This is a genomic window from Pseudomonas sp. LRP2-20 (assembly GCF_024349685.1).
In the GTDB taxonomy this organism is placed as follows: domain Bacteria; phylum Pseudomonadota; class Gammaproteobacteria; order Pseudomonadales; family Pseudomonadaceae; genus Aquipseudomonas.
In genome coordinates this window covers 3956622-3978266 of the sequence record NZ_AP025944.1, presented here as the reverse complement: position 1 = coordinate 3978266, position 21645 = coordinate 3956622, and the positions used below count along the sequence as shown (strand labels likewise).

Below are 21645 nucleotides of genomic sequence, written 5' to 3'. Positions count from 1 at the left end.
GCTCCGGTCGGGATCAGGCGCTGGCCTGCAAAGGGGAAGTGGTCGCCTGTTGCACCAGCGGCAGCACTTCCTGGCCGATGCGCAGGGCCTCTTCCAGGTGCGGGTTGGCGGCGAGGATGAAGGTGCTGAAACCGGCATCGCGGTATTCGGCCAGGCGTTCGGCGATGTGCTGGTGGCTGCCCACCAGGCCCACGGTAGGGCCTGGCTTGGCCTTGGCAAAGCCGGCCCACAGGTTGCGCGCCAGGATCAGTTCGTCGAAGCCCTGCAAGCCTTGGTGATAGGCCGCCTGCCGTGCGCCGCCCACAGAGTCCGAACCGGTCACGAAGCCCTTGGCGCTGGCGCTGGCTTTGCCTTCCAGGCGCTCGAACTGCTGGCGCAGCTCGCGCCAGGCCTGTTCTTCGGTTTCGCGGGCGAACAGGTCGACGCGCAGGCCGAAGCGCACCGTGCGGCCTTGCTTGTCGGCCAGTTCGCGCACCCGCTCGATATGCGGCTTGAGCTTGTCGATCGGCTCGGCCCAGTTCAGGTATACGTCGGCATGGCGCGCGGCCACCTCCAGCGCGGCATCGGAAAATCCGGAGAAGTACACGCCCGGTTTGCGTTCGTGCTGCAGGCCTGGCGGCAGGCTGCCGTTCTCCAGGCGGTAGATGTCGCCATCGTAGGAGAACTTGTCCTGCGCCCACAGGCCCTGGATCACGTCGAGGAATTCGCCGGTGCGCTTGTAGCGCAGGTCATGTTCCAGGAAATCGCCATTGGCGCGTTGGCTGGCCGGGTTACCGCCAGTGATGATGTTCCAGTCCAGCCGGCCACCGCTGAGGTTCTGCAGGATTGCCGCCTGCTGGGCGGCATAGGCGGGCAGGGTCCAGGTGGCCTGGAAAGCGATCAGGAAGCGGATGCGCCGGGTTTCGCGGGCCAGCGCGGCGGCGGCAATCCACGGCTCCGGGCCGGTGGGCAGCAGCGCGCCCTCGAAGCCGGCCAGCTCGGCGGCCTTGGCCACCTGGGCGATGTAGTCGATGTAGGTGAAGCCGTCGGCCTGGCCATCGGGCAGGCGGCCGGGGGCGATGTTGCCGGCGCGGTGTACAGGGTTGCCACGGTTGTGGCGGTCGGTGGACAGCTGCGGGCCGTCGGTACCCAAGGGCAGGCGCCAGAAGAATTCGGTGGTCATGGGGACTCCTGAAGAGGCAGGGTGTGCGAGTGGGGGAGGTGGTGCAACGGCTGTGCCATGGATGGCTGAGGCCTGTGGGGCGGGGGCTTGCGGGGGTGGGCTGAGGGATATGTGCTGCTGTAGCAGCAATCAGGCAGCAGTGGATGCTGGGACAGCAGCATGAACAGGTCCGGCCTCTTCGCGGCGGTTCGACGCCGCGAAGAGGCCGGCAAGTCAGACCTCGATTTCTTCGGTTGCAACCTCTCCAGCACTGCGCAAATACGCGTCGTACAGCGCCGTATAAGCCCCACCACGGCCGATCAGTTCAGCATGCGGCCCTTGCTCCACCACCTTCCCATGCCGGACCACTGCAATCCGGTCAGCATCACGAATAGTCGCCAACCGGTGGGCAATGATGATCGCCGTGCGCCCCTGGCAGAGCCGGCGCAGGGCACGCTGGATGCGCCGTTCGGTGTGCACGTCCACCGCCGAGGTGGCTTCGTCGAGCACCAGCACCGCCGGGTCGGCGAGGTACGCCCGCACCAGGCACACCAACTGGCGCTGGCCATGGCTCAGGTGCGCGCCCAGCGGGCCGACTTCGGTGTGGTAGCGCTGCGGCAGGCGCTCCAGCACTTCGTCGGCACCCAGCTCGCGGGCCGCGGCAATCAGTTGCGCATCGCTGGCAGCTGGCGAGGCCAGGCGCAGGTTGTCGAGGATGCTGCCGCTGAACAGCACGTTGTCCTGCAGCACCACGCCCACGTTGCGCCGCACGTCATGCTGGGCCAGGGCACGCAGGTCGATGCCATCCAGCTTCACGGCGCCGTCCTGCACTTCGTAGAAGCGCGTCAGCAGCTGTACCAAGGTGCTTTTGCCATGCCCCGAGGGGCCGACGATGGCTATCACTTCACCCGCACGAATATGCAGGTCGAGCCGGTCAATCACTGGCCGTGGGCTGTTTGGCAGATAGGCAAAACCGACCTTTTCGAAGTCCACCTGGCCGTGTGCCCTGGCCAGCGCTCGTGGCGCAGGTGGGTCGAGTACCTGCGGGCGTGTGTCGAGCAACAGGAAGATGCGCTGGGCCGAGGCACTGCCGGTGGCATAGCGCTCGAACAGGTCCGACAACTCCTGCAGCGGGCCGAGGAACAGAAACACGTAGAACAGGCTCTCTGCCACTTGGCCAACGCTGACCTTGCCCCCGGCCAGGCCGTGGGCGCCGACCAGCAACAGCACGGCCATGCCGGCGGTGCTGAGCAACGCGGTGAACGGGGCGAACCAGCCAGCGCGCAGGCTGCCGCGGATCAGCGCCTGGTTGAAGTCTTCCAGCAGCCTCCGGTAGCGGGCCTGGTTGATCTGCGCTTGCCCGCATTGCTGGATCAGCCGTACCCCGCTTACGCTTTCCACCAGATGTGCGGTGAAGCGGCTGCGTTGCTCCGCCACCTTGGCCCAGTTGCGCTGCGACACCCGCTTGAAGCGCCAGGTGGCCACGGCCAGCAACGGTACAGTGGCGGCCAGGCTGTAGAAGAAACTGGGCTCTATGCGCCACAGCATCACCGCAGCCAACCCGCAGCGCAGCAGGGCGCCCAGGAGTTCTGGTGGGCCTTGTACCAGCAGTGGCTCCAACGCATCGACATCACGGTCAACGCGGGAAATGATTCGTCCGGCACGGGTCTGGTCGAAGTAGTTCACCGACAACGCCTGCACATGGGCGAACACCTTGACCCGCAGGTTGTTGAGCACGCCGATCGCCGCGCGCCCGGCAATGAACTGCGATACCCCGGCCAGCAGAAAGCGCCCCAGCCAGCTCGCCGCCAGGCCAAGGCCCAGCCACAGCACCAGGCGTTCATCGAGCAGCCAATGGTCGGCACTGTGTACCAGGCCCTTGTCCAGCAGTTCGCGCACGAACCACGGGCGCAGGAACACGGTAAACACCAGCAGCAGCTCGATGCCGATCACCGCCAGGATCTGCCCACGAATGGGCCGCAACAGCGGCAGCAGGCGGTGGAACATACCCCGGTCCAGTGCCTGGCGGGCCAGACGCTGCTCGATGTCGATATCGCTGGCGGGCGTGTGTTGCACATCAGTCATGGTCGACCCCCAGCAAATCGCGGTAATGGGCATTGTTCGCGCTCAGTTCGGCATGGCTGCCGCTGGCGCTGATACGGCCGTTTTCCAGCATCAGAACGCGGTCGGCCTGCAGCAGGGTGGAGAGGCGGCTGGTGATCAGGAGCAAGGCCGGGCCTTGGCCGTGTGCACTGTGCAGGTGGCGGATATTGTGCAGCACCTGGCGTTCGCCCAAGGCATCCAGGGCGCTGGTGGCGTCGTCCAGGCAAAGGATGTCGGGCGCACCAAGCAGCGCCCGGGCCAGGCACAGGCGCTGGCGCTGGCCGCCAGACAAGGTAACGCCACGGTCACCCAGCGGCGTATCCAGGCCGTGGGGCAGGCGCGCCAGCACATCCTCGGCAGCGGCCAGGCGCAAGGCTTCGCGCAACTGGGCGTTGCTGGCTTGCGGCGCGGCCAGGCGCAGGTTGGCGGCCAGGCTGTCGGAGAACAGGAAGCTTTCCTGCGGCAGTACGTGAACGCGGCGGCGCAGGTCAGCCAGGTCCAGGTTGCGCACGTCATGCCAACCGCCGGCATCACTGCCTACCTGCACGCTGCCGTGCTCTACGTCGGTAAGGCGCGGCAGCAGGCTGGCCAGCAGGCTCTTGCCGGTACCGGTGGCGCCGACCAGCGCCACTACCTCACCGGGTTGCAGGGTCAGCGAGCAGTCCTGCAACACAGGCCGAGCAGCCTGCGCGGCACTGACCTGCACCTGGTTCAGCTTCAGCCCCAGCGGCCCGGCAGGCAGCGTGGCATGGCCACCGAGGATGGCCGGGCGTTCGTCCAGCAACTGCCAGATGCGTTCGGCGCTGGCGCGGGCATCGGCGAAGGTCTGCATCACCCGGCCGATGCCTTCGATACGGAACACCAGCGTGGTCGCCACCAGCAGCGAGGTGACCAGTTCACCGATGCCCAGGGCACCGGCCGCCACGCGATGGGCGCCGTAGACCAGGATCCACACATGTCCCAGCGCCACCACGGCCTGGGGCAGCGGAATGCGCGAACTGGCGTAGGCGAGGGCGGCGCGGGCGTGATGGGTGAACACCTCGACCTGGCTGGCGAATCGGGCGATACGCTGGCTTTCCAGGCCGAAAGCCTTGATCACCCGCACGCCGCCGATGCCTTCGGCCAGGTCCTGGCTAACCTGGTCATAGGCGGCGCCCACGGCACGGTCCAGGGTTACCAGGCGATCGGTCTGTACCACGAACAGCCACAGCCCGGCGCCGGTCAGCAGCAAGGGCACCAGGCCCAACAGCGGGTCGTACCAGCTCAACAGGCCGACGGCGGCGATCACCACCAGCGGTGTTTCGATGATCTGCCGCCAGAAGGTGATCAATGCATCGCGCACCTTGTCGGCATCGCGGGTGGTGCGGGTGACCAGTTCACCCATGCCGTGGCGCCAGTGGTAGCCAAGGTGCAGGCGCTGTACCTGGTTGAGGATGCGTTCACGCAGGCGCGTGAGCAGGGCCTGGCTGAGCACCAGCGACAGCACGGCGGCGGCGTATTGCAGCAGGCCGCGGCCCAAGGCGATGGCCAGCAGCAGCCACAACCAGTGCCAGGCGATGCTGGCGTCCAGGCTGCCATCAGCCAGGCGCACCACGGCGCGACCGGCGCTGACATCGTCGACCGCGTGGCCGATCAGCCACTGTTGCCAGGCCAGGCCGAGATTGCCGGCCATGTACAAGGCTGTGACCAGGGCGAAGCGCCAAGGCATTTCGCGATAAATGGCCAAGGCCCGAAGTAGAGGGTGGTTCATGTAAATGCTCGATCAGAATGCGACGCCGCCCCCCTGCAGGAGCGGCCTTGTGTCGCGACAGGGGCGCAAGGCACCCCCCGCCCAAACCTGGTTTCAACGGCGGGTAGCGCCCTGGTTTTCCTTGGCATTGAGCACTGCCGTGTACTCCCCAGGGTCCGCCCCGTTCAGGTAGTAGTTGCCGACGTTGTGCAGCCGCCAACGGATCGGGTCGTGGGTGGTGTGTACCCGCGCATTGCGCCAGAAGCGATCGAGGTTCCACTTGCTCAGCGACGCGCTGGCGCCCAGCAGCGAGAACAGGTCGCTGGAAATCTTCAGTGACGCCGCATCGGAATGCGCACGGGCAGTGGCCACCGAAAGAATCAGCTCATCCTGCAAGGCCTTGTTTTCCGGGTCGCGCTCGTGATCGTCAAACACCCGCGCGGCCTCGCGCAGCACCGACTCGGCACCGCGCAGGGCCACGGCATATTCACCAACCTGGCGGATCACATGGGGCTCGTCACTGGCGCGCTCGACGCCGCTCTCCACCCAGGCGCGGGCATGCTCGCGCAGGTACTCCACGGCTGCCTGCAAGGCGCCAGCGGCGATGCCGGTGTCGATGGCCGCGTGAAGGATCTGTGGGAAGGTCAGGCCGGTGCGCTTCATCAGCCCGCTGCGGCGGGTCAGGTAGCGCTCGTCGAGCACGATATTGTCGAAATTCACCGTACCGCTCACCGAGTTCTGCTGGCCGAAGGCTTGCCAGTCATCGACCAGGGTCAGCCCGGGGGTGTCACGGTGCAGCAACACGCCAACACCGCCGTCTTCGCTGGCGGCGGTGAGCGAGATCCACTCGGCCAGGTATGAGCCTGTGGAGTAGAACTTGCTGCCGTTGAGCACCCACTGGCCATCGGCGTTGCGTTCGACGCGGGTCTTCAGGGCGAACTTGTTCTTGCCGCCGACTTCGGCCAGGGCATTGCCGAAGCGCTTGCCGGCCAGTACATCGGCGATCAGCCGGTCGCGTACTTCATCCGGGTAGCCGGTAAAGATACCGCGCAGCATCACGTTGTGAATCTGCAGCAACTGGCCGACGCCGCCATCGGCGGTGGACACCAGGCGCACGGTTTCGACCACGGTCTGCACCGAGGCACCGAGGCCGCCGAACTGGCTGGGCACCGCGATGGCGGTCAGGCCGCTGCTGGACAGCAGCTCGGCCTGGCGGCGGGGAAGTTGGCCGTTGTTGCGCGGGTCGGCGGCCAGTTCGGCGATTTGCCCGGCAACCTCGCGGGCGACTTCGATGGCCTCGGTTTCGCTAGTCAGGCGGCGGGCGGGGGAGGGTTCTATGGCGCTCATTGAGGAATCTCGGTTTGTCTGAAGGGGCCAGTGCGCCTGCTTCGCGGGTAAACCCGCTCCCACAGGGAACCGCGATGCCGGAGCTTGCGCGGTTCCCTGTGGGAGCGGGTTCACCCGCGAATGGCCACACCGCGGTCCCAAGCCCTTGAGCAATATCTTTGCCACCCCCTCTTCAGGCCCCATCCTTCAAGGCTTCCACGGCATCTTGCTGCTCCAGCAACAGCGCCTTTGCTGATCTGGCAGCACCCCTCCCGCAATCTTGCTCCCAGCCCAGCAAACGGCGCCCATGAGAAACGGCAGACCCCACGTAAATCAAGGCCTCCAGCGGTTGGCACGCTCACTGCAATGGTGCTTCCACGACGCCCAAGGAGCCACCCCATGTCCCTCGTAACCCCCACCGCAAAACGCCTGACAGACGACCCGTCCGCCCTGGAGCGAATCTGGTTCACCCGCTGCCCCGTGCCCACCGCCTCAGGTATCGCCTACAAGCTCGGCTGGCTGGAGCAGGAATTCGCCGCCGACGGTCTGCCGGTCTCGACCTTGCAGGAGGCTCGCCAGCTGGGCCACCACCACTACGATCACCAGCTGCCCGGGCTGTTCCGCGAAGGCGGCAACGTACCGGCGTTGGCTGCGCGCGCTGCCGGCTCGCCCAGCCGGCTGATCGGCCTGACCTGGATCGAAGAATGGCAAACCATTCTGGTCCGCCCGGACTCCGGCATCCGCAGCGCCGCCGACCTGCGTGGCAAGCGCCTGGCTCTGCCGGCCTGGGGCGACAGCCGCCCCGGTAGCATCGCCCGGGCCATGAGCCTGCACGGCTACAAAGGCGCCCTGGCGTCGGCTGGCCTGCAGCTGGGTGATGTGCAGTTGGTGGAAGTGGCCCTGCTCGACCAGGCCAACGCTGCAACCCCGCAGCTGGGTCTGCAACGGCTGTGGTCGGGGCTGGAGTACCTGGCACGTGGTGAAGTCGATGCGGTGTACGTGAAGGGCGCGGCAGCGGCAGATGCGGCACGTCGGCTGGGCCTGGTGGTCGGCGTCGACCTCGACCTGCTGGCTGACCCGCGCCACCGCATCAACAACGGCACGCCGCGACCGATCACCGTGCACCAGCGCCTGCTCGACGAGCACTTCGATCTGGTGGTGCGCTTCCTCGCCCAGACCTTGCGTGCCGCAGATTGGCTGCCAACAACCGCGACGCGCTCAACCGCATCCTCGAAGAAGAAACCCGCGCCGGCAGCCAAGGCGTGGCGCAGGCCTACCGGGGTGACTTCCACACCACCCTGGCGCCTGACCTGTCCGAGCAACGCCTGGCCTTCCTTGGCACGCAAAAGGACTTCCTGTACCTGCACGGCTTCCTCGAGGCCGACTTCGCCATCGCCGACTGGGTCGACCCGCGGCCCCTGCAAGCTGCCCATGAACTGCTGGCCCAGCGCCGCGCCTGACCTGACTGGAGATTGAACATGACCGTACTGATCAACGAACGCCCCGTCACTGCCGAACTGCAAGCCTTCATCGACCAGGTGGTGGCCGAAGCCGAAGCGGCCTTCAGCGTATTCCGCGAAACCAACACCATCACGGCCAATGGCACGGTCGGTTTCATCGAACGCGTGCCCGGCGAAGAACTGCTGGTAGCGGTCAACTACGGCGGCCCGTGGAACCACCGCAAGCCGCTGCAGGCCACGGTGACCGACTTTTCCGGCAACGTCATCGTCGGCAAGGGCAAAGGTGGCCTGGGCCGCTACACCAAGCTATTCCAGACCCACGCCGACATCACCACCGTGTCACACGTGCACAGCCCGTACCTGGGGGCCTGGGCGCAAACCCACCGTACCTTGCCGTTCCACTATGTGCCGGTGCAGCGCTACCAGCTGGCCCGCGAGCTGCCGGTGTACATCGACCGGCGCCAGGCCGAGGTGGACTTCATCCTCGACAAGATCGCCGAGAACCCGTTCAACCTGGCAATCCTGGAAGCCAATGGCGGCGCCACGGTGTGGGGCAAGCAGGGGCTGCGAGCCACGGCGGAGTTCATCCTGTTGCTGGAGGAGGGCGCGCAGATTCAACTGTTGGCCGATGCCTTGGGTGGGTCGCGGCCATATGGACCGGGGGTGCTGACCCAGCAATGGAAAATGAGCGGGTTGTATGAGCGGGCAACCGAACTGGGCCTGGTGCCGGGTATCGATCGGCGTAGCTGATGTGAACGCTGGGGCGCTGCGCGCCCCCCTTGCAGAAAAGGACTCACCCCCATGGCAGTAAAAATACTCTGGTACCTCACCACGCCGGACGGCCCGCACCCCTGGGAGCCTGAAGGCCGCTGGCACACCGACTTCGAGCACCTCAAGCAACTGGCCATCGCCGCTGACCGCCTGGGCTTCTTCGGCTCGCTGCTCGGTTCCAGCCCCAATGAAAGCCTGGCCGTGTCGGCAGCGCTGATCGACGCGACCAAGCGCCTGCGCTTCCTGGTAGCCCAACACCCGGGCGAGCTGTCGCCAGCCGTGTTGGCCAAATGGGCGCTCACCTTCGACCAGTTCTCCAACGGCCGCCTGCTGTTCAACGTGGTCAACGGCAACGACGCTGGCCTGGCCACCCTGGGCGTGCATTACCCGCACGATGAACGCTACGATTTCAGCCTGGAATACTGGCGCGCCTTCCAACGCTTCTACGCGGGCGACACTGCCGGCTACGACGGCCGCTACGTCAAGCTTTCACCGCGTTCTCCGGCGGCCGCCTCCCACCCGCTGGGCGGCTGGCACCCACCGAAGCAGAAGCCTGGCATCCCGCTGTGGGGCGCTGGCACTTCGGCACCGGGCGTTGCCCATTCCGTGCAGCTGCTGGATGTCTACCTGAGTTTCGCCGATACCCCGCAAAAGCTCGGTGACAAGTTCCGTCGTGTGGCGGCCGAAGCCGCCAAGCTCGGCCGCGAGCTGACCTACGGCACCCGCCTGCAGGTGATCGTGCGCGAGACCGAGGAAGAAGCCTGGGCCCATGCCGAGCGCTTGCTGCAGCGCACTTCGCTGGCCACTGCAAGGGCTGCCATCGAACGCCAGTTGCCTCCCGGGCAAACCATCGACAGTTACGTCAGCGACGACCCGCGCATCCAGCGCAACCTCGATAGCATCCGCGCCGGGCGCCTGCCCACAGCCCGTGAGCTGGAAATCTACCCCAGCGTCTGGCTGGGCCCCAGCCTGTTCGGTTTCAACATACTTGGCCCGGCGGCCGGCACCTACCTGGTCGGCAGTGCCGAGCAGGTGGCCGAGCGCATCCGCGAATACGAAGCCCAGGGCACATCGGCCTTCATCCTCTCGGGCTTCCCGCTGATCGACGAGGCCCACCGGGTGGCCGACCTGTTGTTCCCGTTGCTGGACCTGGACCATGGCTTCGACGTACCGCGCCTGGGTACTGCCAGCAAACCCGGCGTGGCACAACCGGCGTAAGGAGAGGGTGATGAGCGAGCTGTTTTCGCGCCGGGTGTTTCTCGGCAATAGCCTGGCCGTCGGTGGCGGCCTGCTGCTCGGTGGCGGCCTGCTCAGTGGCTGCGACAGCGGCGCGCCGGCAGCCGCCACGGCGCTGCTGCCGGGTACGCCGGTGCGTGGCGGGCGCTTGCGGGTGGGCATTATCGACGGCGACCAGGCCGGTAACCTCGATGCCCACAAGCCGGTGGGCGGCGGCATCATCCGTGGCTGGGCACTGTACGCCAAGTTCTGGGAATGGAACGCCGATGTCAGCACGCGCCTGGCGCTGGCCGAGTTCGCCGAGCCGAATGCCGATGCCAGTGCCTGGACCATCCGCCTCAAGCCGGGGCTGGAGTTCCACCACGGCAAAAGCATCACCGCCGACGACATGTTGTTCTCGATCCTGCGCCTGACCGACCCGCAACTGGCCTCGCCATTCGCCGGGCTGGTCGGCGCTATCGACCGCCAGGCCCTGCGCAAGCTGGACGAACGCACGATAGAGATCCGCTTCAAGCAGGGGCAGAGCTTCTACCCGCTGGACGAAACGCTGATCAGCTTCGGCGGCATCGTGCCCACCGACTACCATCCGGTGACCAACCCGGTGGGCGCGGGGCCGTACCGGCTGAAAAGCTTCATACCAGGCCAGCGCTCGCTCTACACCCGTTTCGAGCACTACTACAAGCCCGACCGCCCCTATGCGGACGAGCTGGAAATCATCGAATTCAAGGACCAGGTGTCGCGCGCCGCAGCCTTGCGCGCCGGGCAGATCGATGTGGCGAGCGGTGTGCAGGCCGAGCACAGTGCGTTGCTCAAGGCTGACCCACGGCTGCGCTTGTATGCCTCGCCAACCACCTCGTTTACCGGTTTCAACCTGAACCTGGCCAAGGCGCCGTTCCAGGATGTGCGCGTGCGCCAGGCGTTTCGCCTGCTGGCCGACCGCCAGGAGCTGGTGGCGCGTGGCCTGAATGGTTTTGGCCGGGTGGCCAACGACCTGTATTCGCCCCACGACCCCACCTACAACCACGCCATTGCCCAGCGCCCCTACGACCTGGACCAGGCCCGTTCGCTGTTGCGTCAGGCGGGGCAGGACGATTTGCGCGTCGAACTGACCACCACACCAGGACCTGGCGTCAACGCCGCGCTGGTGTTTGCCCAGCAGGCTTTGAAGGCCGGGGTGCAGGTGAAGGTCAATCAGGTGGACGGGGCAGTCTTCAACGGGCCGCAGCGTGAGCAATGGCAGTTGTCGCCGAGCTCGACCCCGGCGCGCGGCTTTCTTGCTTCAGCACTGCACAACGATGCGCCGCAGGCCATCTACAACCGCAGCAACTTCCACGACCCACGCTTTACCGAACTGTTCCAGCAGGCCTTGGCGCAGCCCGACCTTGCCCTGCGCAAGGCCCTGGTGCACGAAGCCCAGGCCATCCAGCACGAACGTGGCGGCTTGCTGGTCTGGGGCTTTTGCGACGTGCTCGATGCCGCGTCGGACAAGGTCGGCGGGCTCACCCCGGAACAGACCACCTTCGCATCCTGGCGCTTCGACGAACTCTGGTTGAACCCCAATGCCTGATACACGACAAACGCCCCGCACGCCGGCCTGGCTGGCCTGGTTCATCGGCCGCCTCGGTTACGGGCTGCTGACCGCCTGGGTGATCAGCCTGGTGGTGTTCATTGCCACCCAGGCACTGCCCTCGGACCCGGCGCGGGTCATTCTTGGCCCGGATGCGCCGCTGCAAAGCATCCTCACGCTGCAACGGCAACTGGGGCTCGACCAGCCGATCCTGTTGCAGTACCTGCGCTGGCTGGGCGCGGCGCTTCGCGGTGACCTCGGCATTTCGCTGGACTCCCAGGTGCCGGTGGCGCAGCTGTTGTTTGCCCGCTTGGGCCACACCCTGGCGCTGCTGGCCGGGGTGCTGGCGCTGGTGGTGCCGGTGGCCTTGCTGCTGGGCGTGAGCCTGGCATTGCGGCGCGACAGCCGGGTGGACCGCTGGGGCCTTTCAGCGTTGATCCTGCTCAAGGCCACGCCGGGTTTTCTGTTGGCAATCGGCCTGGTGCTGTTGTTCTCCATGCCGGGCATGGGCTGGTTGCCGGCGGTGTCGATCCTCGACCCGCAACTGCCGTTGTGGCGACAGTGGCCGTCGCTGGTGCTGCCGGTGCTGGCCCTGAGCCTGACGGCCCTGCCGTACCTGACGCGGATGGTGCGGGCCTCGATGATCGAGGCGCTGGAATCCGACTATGTGATCGCCGCACGCCTGCGCGGCATTCCCGAGCGGCGCATCGTCTGGCGACACACGTTGCCCAACGCCCTGACACCGGCGATCCAGGGGGTGGCGCTGACCTTGCGTACGCTGGTCGGTGGTGCGTTGCTGGCCGAAGTGATCTTCAGTTTCCCGGGCATCGGCACCACGCTCAACGCGGCAATCCAGATGCGTGACCTGCCGATGATCCAGGGCGTGGTGCTGGTCATCACCCTGGCGGTAGTGCTGATCAATTTGCTCGCCGACCTGTTGACGGTATTGCTCACTCCCAAGCTGCGCACCGCGCGCCGGGTGCGGATGATCCGCCGGGTACGGCGTGGCATCCGCCCGTGGTGGCGCCGTGCGCGCAGCACCCCTGCCCAGGAGGCGACCCATGACTGATTGCCGTTGGCTGGCCGACGCGCAGGTACGCCGCGGCGCGGTGATCACCTTGCTGATAACGCTGCTGGCAGCGATCGGCCCCTGGCTCGCGCCGCATGCGCCCACGGCCATGGTCGGGCCGGTGTATGGCGCGCCGGCCGCTGGGGCGCCGCTTGGGCACGATTTTCTTGGCCATGACCTGCTGTCGCGGTTGCTCAGTGGTGGTCTGTCGGTGCTGTGGATGTCGGTGGCTGCGGCCACCCTGGCATTGCTGGTCGGCACCAGCCTGGGCCTGTTGGCCGGGTTTTCGCGCAGGCGCCTGGACCAGGCGATCAGCTGGGCGGCCGATGTGTCGCTGGCGTTTCCGGACCTGATCCTGGTGTTGCTCATCGTGTCCATGCTCGGCCGGGCGCCGTGGCTGATCGTGCTGACCGTAGCCATTGCCTTCACGCCTGGGGTCGTTCGCCTGGCCCGTGGCAGCGCGGTGGCCGTGGCCGGGCAGGAGTTTGTCGAGGCCGCGCAGATGATGGGCTACCCGCGTTGGCGCATCCTCTTCCAGGAAATCCTGCCAAACATCCTCACGCCGCTGCTGGTGCACTTCGGCAACATGCTGACCTGGGCGGTGGGCATGCTTTCGGGCCTGAGCTTCCTCGGTTACGGCGTGGCGCCGCCGGCTGCCGACTGGGGCCTGATGATCAACGAAAACCAGGCCGGCCTGCTGGTGCAGCCCTGGGCCGTGCTGGCACCGGCGGTGCTGATCGGGGTGTTTGCCTATGGCACCAACATCCTGGCCGAAGGCATTGGCCGGGCCAGTGCACGGGTTGCGGAGAAACAGCCATGAACATGCCGCTGAATAGTGCGGGCGAGGTATTGCGGGTCAGTAACCTGCGGGTAGAACTGGCCGGCCAGGTGGAGGTGCTGGCCGAGGTTTCCTTCAGCCTGGCGGCGGGGGAGATCGTGGGCCTGGTGGGCGAGTCCGGTTCGGGCAAGACCACCTTGGCGACGGCCTTGCTGCGCCATGCCCGACAGGGCGCGCGAATTGTCGGCGGGCAAGTGAGGGTGGCCGGGCAATCGCTGCTGGAACTGCAAGGCGAGGCCTTGCGCCTGGCCCGCGGAGGCCTGGTCGGCTACGTGGCCCAGGACCCGGCCACGGCGCTGAACCCGGCGTTGCGTTTGGGGACCTTGCTGCGTGAAACCCTGTTGGCGCACCAGCCCAGGCTGTCGCGTCAGGCGGTGCGCCAGCGCATCGGCGAAACCTTGGTGGAGGTGGGCCTGCCCGCTGACGATGCCTTCCTGCGATGTTTCCCGCACCAACTGTCGGGTGGGCAGCAACAGCGGATAATGCTGGCGCTGGCGTTTGTCTTGCGGCCCAGGCTGATCGTGCTCGACGAGCCCACCACCGCACTGGACGTTACCACCCAGGCCCATGTGTTGCAGACCCTCAAGCGGCTGTGCCGCGAACACGGTGTGGCGGCGTTGTACGTCACCCACGACCTGGCGGTGGTGCGTGAGCTGGTCGACCGGGTCATGGTGATGTATGCCGGGCGGCTGGTGGAGATGGCCGGGCGCGAGGCGCTGTTTGGCATGCCCGCGCACCCTTACACCCGTGCCTTGCTCGCGGCCATCCCTGACGTTGTTCGTCGCCACCCGTTGCAGGCCATTGCCGGGCATGCGCCGGCACCCGGGCAGCGCCCGCATGGTTGTGCGTTTGCGCCACGCTGCGACAGGCGTCGTGCCGAGTGTTCGGTGATCGAGCCGCCGTTGCTGACGCTGGGTGGCAAGCACCAGGTCGCCTGCCTGTTGCCGCACCAGGAACCGCGGCGCCTTGGGCTGGCGGCTGTCGAGGCGCTATCGGTACCGAGCGAAGCGGTGTTGCTGGAGGTTCGCGGGCTGGATGTCGCTTACGATCGCCAGGTGCTGTTCGATGTCTCATTGTCTGTGGGGCAAGGGGAGTGCCTGGCACTGGTGGGTGAGTCGGGCTCGGGCAAGACCAGCCTGGCCAGGGCCATTGCCGGGCTGGGCGAGAACGTTCAGGGGCATATGCGTTACGCCGGCCAGCCTCTGGCATTTGCCGCGCGCCAACGTGATGCCCGGTTGCGTCACCAGATCCAGTATGTATTCCAGAACCCTTATCGGGCCTTGAACCCCAGGCAGACGATCGCGCAAACCCTCAGCGCGCCGTTGGCGCACTTTTTCGGGGTACGGGGCAGTGAAGCGCGCCGTCGGGTCGAGGCGGTGCTGGAGCGGGTGTCGCTGCCGGCACGCGTGGCCGACTTGTTCCCGCATAGCTTGTCGGGTGGGGAACGCCAGCGGGTGGCGATTGCCCGGGCGCTGATCTGCGAGCCGAAATTGCTGGTGTGTGATGAGATCACTTCCGCGCTGGATGTGTCGGTGCAGGCGTCAATTCTGGCCTTGCTGCAGCGTTTGCAGGGGGAGGGGCTGACTTTGTTGTTCGTCACCCATGACCTTGGAGTGGTGCGGGCGATTGCCGATCGGGTACTGGTGCTGCGTCAGGGGCGAGTGGTGGAGCAGGGCAGTGCCGAGCAGGTACTGGATCGGCCGGCTGATGCCTACACGCAAGAATTGCTGGCGCATTCGCCGAGCCTGGGTGGGGATGGCAGCGGCTTCACCCGCGAACATGGGTGAAGCCGTGCACATGCAGCGCAATTACCCCACAAATCGTGCCTGGCGCCGGCGCACTTCCTCGCGTACCGCCGGGATCACCCAGCGGCCGTAGTCCACCGTGTCATACAACGGGTCATAACCTCGGTTGAGAAAGGTACTCACCCCAAGGTCGACATAATCGAGCAACGCCTGGGCTACAGTCTCCGGCGTGCCCACCAGCGCGGTGGTATCGCCATAGGCACCCACCGCAGTCGCCGTCGGCATCCACAACGCCCGATCGTGCCGGTCGCCGCGGGCGGCGGCGGCGAGCAGGCGTTCGGAACCGGTGCCCTTGATGCGCTTCTGCCAGGGGCTGCCTGCCGCGAACTGCGGGTTGGCCTTGATCTGAGCGAGGATCTGTTCGGCACGTTGCCAGGCCAGCTCCTCGGTGGCCCCCAGGATCAGCCGCACCGACAAGCTCACCCTTGGCGCCGTCACGCCTGCGGCGTTCGCGGCAGCCTTGAGCTTGCCGATCTGTTCGGCGACACCGCTCAGCGGCTCACCCCACAAGGCATACAGGTCGGCATGCTTGACCGCGATCTGGTAGGCGATGTCGGACGAGCCACCGAAGGAGATCGGGATATGTGGCTGCTGCAAAGGTTTCACCGGTGAGAAAGCGCCCTTGATGTTGAAGTAGCGGCCCTCGAAGTCGAACGGCTCCTCGGCCGTCCAGGTACGACGGACAATCTCAAGGTATTCGTCAGCACGCCGGTAGCGCTCGGTCTTGTCCAGCAGCGTGTCCCCCTCTTGCGGCTCGGCGGTAATGCCGGTGATCGCATGCAGGCGGATGCGCCCGCCGCCGGTGGTGTGGTCGAGGGTGGCGAATGCCCGTGCAGCCACCGTGGGCGCGGTCAGGGCCGGGCGGTGGGCGATCATGAAACCAAGGCGTTCGGTGTGCGCGGCAGCATAGGCGGCAATCTGCAGGCTGTCGGCGCTGCCAGGGCCGCTGGCGATCAGCACCCGGTCGAACCCGGCATGCTCATGGGCACGGGCGTGGTGACGGATGAACGGCAAGTCGAAGTCCGCTGTTCGGATGCCACGGGTCTCGGACCACTGGCGGGGGAAGATCATGCCGACGAATTCAATGGACATGGCGGGGGCCTTTCAGGTTGAGGGTGATCAGAACTGGTAATCGACCTGGGCCAGCAGCGTGCGGCCCGGCATCGGTTGCAGGAACGTATTGGTCGAACCGGCCAGGCCACTGACGAAATTCAGCTCGTCGGTGACGTTGAGCATGCGCACCGTCACACCCCATTGCGGCTGGCGGTAGTACACGGCAAGGTCGAGGTTGTATTCGTCCGGCACTTTCAGCGTCTTGCTCAGGTTCAGGTACCAGCTGCTGGTCCACCAGCCTGAAAGCTCGGCGCCAAACCCGGAGTCGAAGCGGTAGTCGATATAGCCACCGGCGTTGTATTCAGGAATCTGCACGGCATCGAACTTGCCGGACGGGCGCTGGTTGAGGCTGTTGTTGTCGCCGAATACGGTGCCGTTGTCGGGGATGAACCCGGCCGAGGCGAACCCGGCCTGGCTGGTGAACTCGTTGTAGGCGCTGATGCGGCTGAGGTTGAGGCCGCCGCGCAGGTGCTGGTCCTGGTAGCGCAGGGTCGCTTCCCAGCCTTTGACGATCAGCCGGGCAATGTTGTTGTTGCTGTCTGGCGACTGGTCGCGGGCCTGCCGGTAGGCCGCCAGGGTCAGGAACAGCTGGTCGGGTACCGCCTCTACCTTCAAACCTGCCTCATGCAGCACGCTCAGGCTTTCGAAGGCCAGCGGGTTGAGCAGGTTGGCCCCGCTGCCACTGCCCCAGCCCAGGCCGTTGGTGAAGAAGCCGGTGTTCACCGCCAGCGAGCGGTCGAAGGTGTAATACAGGGTGCTGTTTTGCGTGGGTTTGAAGTAGGGGCTGACTTGCACCGAGAACAACCGGTAGTTGTTCGAGTCCTTGCGCGGGTTGCCGCCGGGCAGCACGAAGGGGTTTTCGATGCGCGCGTCGATCCAGCTGCGGCTGGCGCCAACGTTCAGGCCCAGGCGCTCGCCCAGGCGCAGGTTGTGCTGGCTGAACAAGGTCTTGGTGGCCCAGGTGCTGTCGGCGGTGTACGGCGCCACCGATTCGGCATACAGGCCGTGCCCGGCCGGGTACATGGCGGGCAGGTTGAGCCAGCCGTAGTAGCTGGAGAACTGCGGCACGCCAGGTTGGCCGATCCATGCAGCGTTGCCACCGGCGGGGTTGCGGCCGCTCAGGCCGAGCAGGTCGCCGGGGTTCTTCAAGGTCGGGTCGAGAGTCAGGTCGTAGGCGTTGATGGTGCTGCCGAAGCTGTTGTTGGCGGCGATCGACTCGTTGCGCTCGCGGCGGTAGATCAGCCCGCTGTTGCTGTCGTCGATCAGGGTCAGGTCGCCCAGTTGCCATTGGCCGCGGGCGCGGAACTCGAAGCGGTTGTCGAAGATGTCGTCCTTGCCCTGCACCTGGAACGCGCCCACGGCGTCGGTGGTGTCGGTGGAGTGTTGGAAGAACGTACTGTTGGCCAGGGTGATCGAAGAGGTCAGGTCACCTTCGACACGCAATTGCGTGGTGAAGCGCCGCGAGCGGTTTTCATCCTGCGCACGCTGGCCGGTCTGCGATGACAGCGAAGTCAGGCCATTACCGGCAAGCGACGGGTCGTAGACCCAGCCTCGCAGGGAGCCGGGGTTGGCCTGGGTGTTGGGTGACGCGCCGCGGAAGCTGCCATCGACCACCTGATACTGGCCTTGGGCATTGCGCTGTCGCTGCACCCAGCCAAGCACCTGAGCGTCTGCAGCGCCGGACGACAGCACCGGTGACCATAATGTGGTGCCGTTCTGAATGATCGGCGTGGCGCGGCCGGCGTAGTACTTGCCGTGGTCGACCAGGTCCTGGGTGGCTCGGTTCCAGCCGTGGGTGATGTTGTAGTCGTAGTAGTCGTCGTAGGCGGCGTTCCAGTCCACCCGCAGGTTGTCATTGCGCCAGGCCAGCGCACCGTAGAAGGCGTCGAAGTTGTTCTCGACGTTGTCGTAGAAGTCATCCTGGCGCTGGCGGGTGATGCTTACCCGGTAGGCCAGGTCTTCGGCCAGCGGGCCGGTGTTGTCGATGCTGAACTTGCTGGCATCGCGTGACTCGCCGTCGGGGATCCAGCTGCCGATCTCACCGCTGAGCTTGGTGCGGTAACGGTTGAAGTCGGGCTTCTTGCTCAGGTAGTTGACGTAGCCGCCGCTGCCGCTGACCGAGCCGTAGGTCACCGACGACGGCCCGGCGACGATGTCGGCGCCCTCGTAGGCGTTGAAGTTGGCAGGGTGGCGAACGCCGTAGGCGCGCTGGCCATCCTGGAATACCTCGGTGTTCTGCCCGCGCATCTGCGGAGCGATGCCGGCGTTCTGACCACCGCCGCGCGTGATGCCGGGGGCGTACTTGACCAGGTCGTCGGAGCTACGGATCGGGTCGTTGGCCAGTTGTTCGGCATTGATCTGGGTGACCGAGCGCGGGGTGTCGAGCACTTTGGCTTCCAGGCCGCCGTAGATCGAGGCAGGCGGACGGGTGGGCAGGGCGTCGTCGTCGCGCTGCTTGGCCTGCACGGTGACGGTTTGCAGCTGGGTGTCTTCGGCGTGGGCCAGCGGCGAGCTGGCGGCCAGGATGGCCAGCGCCAGGGCGCTGGGCTGGAATCTTGGGTGCAGCAAGGTAACGCGGGGCATTGGCTGGGCCTCGTTCAATAGTAGGAATGTGGGAGAAACGAGGGCGCAGCCGCGCCTGCGGTTATGGATTGCCGGGATGTGCTACACGGTCTCTGTGAGGGCGGGTAAACCCGCTCCCACAGGGGGAGGGGGCATGGCGCTGGAGCTCAGGTTTTCAGCCATAGGCTCTCGAACCGCCAGGTACTGAACAGCGACTGCTCTGCCTGCGCGCCACCCACGCGGGTGCTGACGCTGTCGAGCAGGTCGGCAAAGCCCCAGATCAGCATGCCGCCGCGTTCGTACTGAATGCGTTGCGCCTGGTGCACCAGTGCCTTGCGTTGCTCCAGGTCCGGTTGGGCCATGGCGGCAAGGAAGGCCTCGCTGAATTCGCGGTCGTGAAAGTGGGTCTTGTTGGCCACCGCGAACGGCGCATCGGTGTGGATGGCGCTGGCCAGGAACGGCGCACCGATGCTGCCGCCGGTACTCAAGGTCCAGTCATCGCGCTGCGGTCCCTGGAAGGTGGCCAGGTCGACCTGGCGCACGTTGAGTGTCACGCCGATGCGCCGGGCCTGTTCGGCCAGCACCAGGGCCGAAGCCAGGCCCGGTCCAGGGGTGGTCACCAGCTCCACCTGCAACTGTTCATGGCCGGCTTCGCGCAGCAACTGCGCTGCGCGCTGCGGGTCATGGGGGCGCGGGCCGATGCTGTGGTCGAAGGTTGGGTCGAACGGTGCATACAGGTCGTTGGCCACCCGGCCCTGGCCATTCAGCGCACGGCGCACCAGCTCCTCACGGTCGGCCAGCAGGCGGAACGCCTCGCGCACCCGTGGGTCGTCGAACGGCGCCTTGGCGGTGTTCATGTCGAACGACAACCAGTTGCCGCTCACCGACTTCAGCAGGCGCAGCCGTGGGTCGGCTTGCAGGACCTGCAGATGTTCGGTGGACATGACGTTGGCCATGTCGATCTGCCCGGCGCGCAGCGCCGCCAGGCGGCCGGTCTGGTCCTTGAAGTCGATGATTTCCAGTTCATCGGCATACGGTTTGCCAGGCTTGTAGTAATTGTCGAAGCGGGTGAACAGCGAGCGCTGGCCTGGGGTGAAGCTTTTCAGTTTGTACGGCCCGGCGCCGACCGGGTTGGTGACCGGGTGGTAGTCCACCGGCACGATGCCGCCGAAGTTGACCCAGGTTTCCGGCAGTGGCAGGTAGCTGCGCCCCTCGCGAAAGCCCAGGCGCACGGTACGCTCATCCAGCTTGACCAGGTTGTCGCGGTCCACCCAGTGCAGCAGCGCCGCATAGGGCGAGGCCAGCTGCGGGTCGGTGAGGCGGCGGATGGAGAAGATCAAATCGTCGGCGTCGATGGTCTTGCCGTGGTGGAACTCCAGCCCCGGCTTCAGGCGCAAGGTCCAGCTGCTGGCGTTGGCATTGGGCTCGGCGAACTCGGCCAAGGCCAGGCGTGGCTGCATCTGCTCGTCCCATTCCCACAACTTGCTGTACAGGGCAAAGCCACGCACGATGCCGCTGCCGACAGGCTTGTGGGCGTCGAGGTTGCCGCTCTGGCTGCCGTCGATGATGCCCAGGCGCAGGCGCCCGCCATGGCGTGGCTCGTCGGCCACGCCAGGGTTCGGGTTGTCGGCGGGGCCGCAGCCGGCCAACAGCCCGCCGGCCAGTACGCCGGCGTGGCCGAGAAAGCTGCGCCGGCTCAGTGGGTAACCGTCCCAGGCCATGGCGTCAGGCTCCGTTGCTGGCGTGCAGTGGCACGGGTTCGGCTAGCGGGCGGGCAAGGGCTGCACGCTGCTCACGAAAGTGCGGCAGGATGTGCTCACCGATGCGGTAGGCTTCTTCCAGGTGCGGGTAGCCGGCGAGGAAGAACAGATCGACACCGATGCCGTGGTACTCGCGGATGCGCGCCACCACGTTGGCATAGCTGCCCACCAGCGCGCAGCCCGGCGGGATGCCGATGTAGCCGAAGCCGGTCCATACGTTGGGGTGGATGAAGAAGTCGTCGAAGGCCTGTTGTTCGTCCTTGTCGTTGTAGTCATGCTCGTAGCTCAGCTTGCGCGCCGTGCGCAGGCCGGCGTGAGCGGCGCGGGCCTTGACCGTGCCCTTGGCCACCCCCTCGTCGAAGAACCGCTTGGCCTCGGCCAGCGCTGCGTCTTCGGTTTCGCGGGCGATCACGTCGATGGACAGGCCGAAGCGAATACCGGTGCGGCCCCACTTCAGCGCGCGGGCGCGGATATCTGCGATCAGCGCGGCAATCTCGTCCGGGTGTTCAGCGCGCATCAGGTAGAAGTCGGCGTGCTTGGCGGCGAACTCCCGTGCTGCCACCGACGAGCCGGCCGTGCAGATCAGCGGCAGCTCGGCCTTTTTCAGCGGGCCGCGCAGGCCACCACCTTCGGCGCGGTAGTAGGTGCCGTGGTAATGGAACTGCTCGTGGTGCCAGTAGCCGCGCACCACGTCCATGAACTCGGTGGCGCGGGCGTAGCGCTGGTCATGGTCTTCGAAGTCGCCGACCTGGCGCTGGATGGCATCCGAGCCGCCATTGATGATGTTCCACACCAGGCGGTTGCCGGTGGCGCGCTGGTAGGTCGCGGCCTGCTGCACGGCCACCCAGGGGGTGTAGTGATAGGGCTGGAACGCGGTGACGAACTTCAGCGTGCGGGTTTCCCGGGCCAGTAGCGAGCACACCGTCCACGGTTCTTCGCCAGTGGGGGCGTTGACCATCAGCGCGCCGCCAAAGCCGTTTATTTCAGCGGCGCGGGCGATTTGGCCGAGGTAGTCGATATAGCTGAAGTGGTCACCCACGGCAAACCCCGACACCGCACCGGTGCTGGGCCCGCCCGCATGCCAGTCGCCGCGGTTGCGCGGGTCGCCGGGGAGAAACTGGGTTTCGCCATGCAGGGGCAGGCGGGTAAAGAATTCGATGCTCAT

At 66.3% G+C, this 21645-nt stretch carries 14 protein-coding genes and 1 pseudogene; 7 read left to right on the top strand and 8 right to left on the bottom strand.

Translation table 11 applies throughout. The annotated features are described in order from the left end of the window. Positions 1-13 precede the first annotated feature (13 nt). The 4 genes from OCX61_RS17835 to OCX61_RS17820 all read right to left on the bottom strand — a co-directional run bounded on the left by OCX61_RS17835 (position 14) and on the right by OCX61_RS17820 (position 6320). Positions 14-1162 (bottom strand): LLM class flavin-dependent oxidoreductase, encoded by a 1149-nt coding sequence (locus tag OCX61_RS17835; protein WP_261940709.1) that lies wholly within the window; start codon positions 1160-1162, stop codon positions 14-16. A 213-nt stretch (positions 1163-1375) separates the two neighbouring features. Beyond that, a complete protein-coding gene (locus OCX61_RS17830) occupies positions 1376-3226 on the bottom strand; it encodes an ABC transporter ATP-binding protein (protein ID WP_261940708.1) in 1851 nt (616 codons plus the stop codon). Beyond that, positions 3219-4994 (bottom strand): ABC transporter ATP-binding protein, encoded by a 1776-nt coding sequence (locus OCX61_RS17825; protein WP_261940707.1) that lies wholly within the window; start codon positions 4992-4994, stop codon positions 3219-3221. Before OCX61_RS17825 ends, OCX61_RS17830 begins: the two co-directional genes overlap by 8 nt. Before the next feature lie 93 nt (positions 4995-5087). After that, complete coding sequence (locus OCX61_RS17820) at positions 5088-6320, bottom strand: acyl-CoA dehydrogenase family protein (protein WP_261940706.1); 1233 nt, start codon at positions 6318-6320, stop codon at positions 5088-5090. A gap of 378 nt (positions 6321-6698) precedes the next feature. Here OCX61_RS17820 and OCX61_RS17815 point away from each other — a divergent pair. The 7 genes and pseudogenes from OCX61_RS17815 to OCX61_RS17785 all read left to right on the top strand — a co-directional run bounded on the left by OCX61_RS17815 (position 6699) and on the right by OCX61_RS17785 (position 15027). Next, positions 6699-7759, top strand: a pseudogene (locus OCX61_RS17815) (ABC transporter substrate-binding protein). 18 nt (positions 7760-7777) lie between these two features. Further along, positions 7778-8509, top strand: a complete 732-nt coding sequence (locus OCX61_RS17810; protein WP_102683988.1) for a class II aldolase/adducin family protein — start codon at positions 7778-7780, stop codon at positions 8507-8509. A gap of 51 nt (positions 8510-8560) precedes the next feature. After that, the gene (locus OCX61_RS17805) at positions 8561-9748 is read left to right on the top strand and encodes an LLM class flavin-dependent oxidoreductase (RefSeq protein WP_261940705.1); all 1188 of its coding nucleotides are present in this window, start codon (positions 8561-8563) and stop codon (positions 9746-9748) included. A gap of 10 nt (positions 9749-9758) precedes the next feature. Further along, positions 9759-11333 carry an ABC transporter substrate-binding protein gene (locus OCX61_RS17800; protein ID WP_261940704.1) on the top strand — a complete coding sequence of 525 codons (1575 nt, stop codon included), beginning with the start codon at positions 9759-9761 and terminating at the stop codon, positions 11331-11333. Next, positions 11326-12402, top strand: coding sequence for an ABC transporter permease (locus OCX61_RS17795; protein ID WP_261940703.1), 1077 nt, complete (start codon positions 11326-11328; stop codon positions 12400-12402). Before OCX61_RS17800 ends, OCX61_RS17795 begins: the two co-directional genes overlap by 8 nt. Next, positions 12395-13222, top strand: coding sequence for an ABC transporter permease (locus OCX61_RS17790; RefSeq protein ID WP_261940702.1), 828 nt, complete (start codon positions 12395-12397; stop codon positions 13220-13222). The genes OCX61_RS17795 and OCX61_RS17790 overlap by 8 nt, the downstream gene beginning before the upstream one ends. After that, positions 13219-15027 carry a dipeptide ABC transporter ATP-binding protein gene (locus OCX61_RS17785; RefSeq protein WP_261940701.1) on the top strand — a complete coding sequence of 603 codons (1809 nt, stop codon included), beginning with the start codon at positions 13219-13221 and terminating at the stop codon, positions 15025-15027. The genes OCX61_RS17790 and OCX61_RS17785 overlap by 4 nt, the downstream gene beginning before the upstream one ends. Before the next feature lie 21 nt (positions 15028-15048). Here OCX61_RS17785 and OCX61_RS17780 read toward each other — a convergent pair whose 3' ends face one another. The 4 genes from OCX61_RS17780 to OCX61_RS17765 form a co-directional block, all read right to left on the bottom strand. Then, the gene (locus OCX61_RS17780; RefSeq protein WP_261940700.1) at positions 15049-16137 is read right to left on the bottom strand and encodes an LLM class flavin-dependent oxidoreductase; all 1089 of its coding nucleotides are present in this window, start codon (positions 16135-16137) and stop codon (positions 15049-15051) included. Between the two features lie 27 nt (positions 16138-16164). Continuing rightward, positions 16165-18741: a TonB-dependent receptor plug domain-containing protein gene (locus OCX61_RS17775; protein WP_261940699.1), complete on the bottom strand. Its 2577-nt coding sequence runs from the start codon at positions 18739-18741 to the stop codon at positions 16165-16167. A gap of 146 nt (positions 18742-18887) precedes the next feature. After that, entirely contained in the window at positions 18888-20441 is a 1554-nt protein-coding gene (locus tag OCX61_RS17770) for an ABC transporter substrate-binding protein (protein ID WP_261940698.1), read from the bottom strand. A 4-nt stretch (positions 20442-20445) separates the two neighbouring features. After that, positions 20446-21645, bottom strand: coding sequence for an LLM class flavin-dependent oxidoreductase (locus OCX61_RS17765; protein WP_261940697.1), 1200 nt, complete (start codon positions 21643-21645; stop codon positions 20446-20448).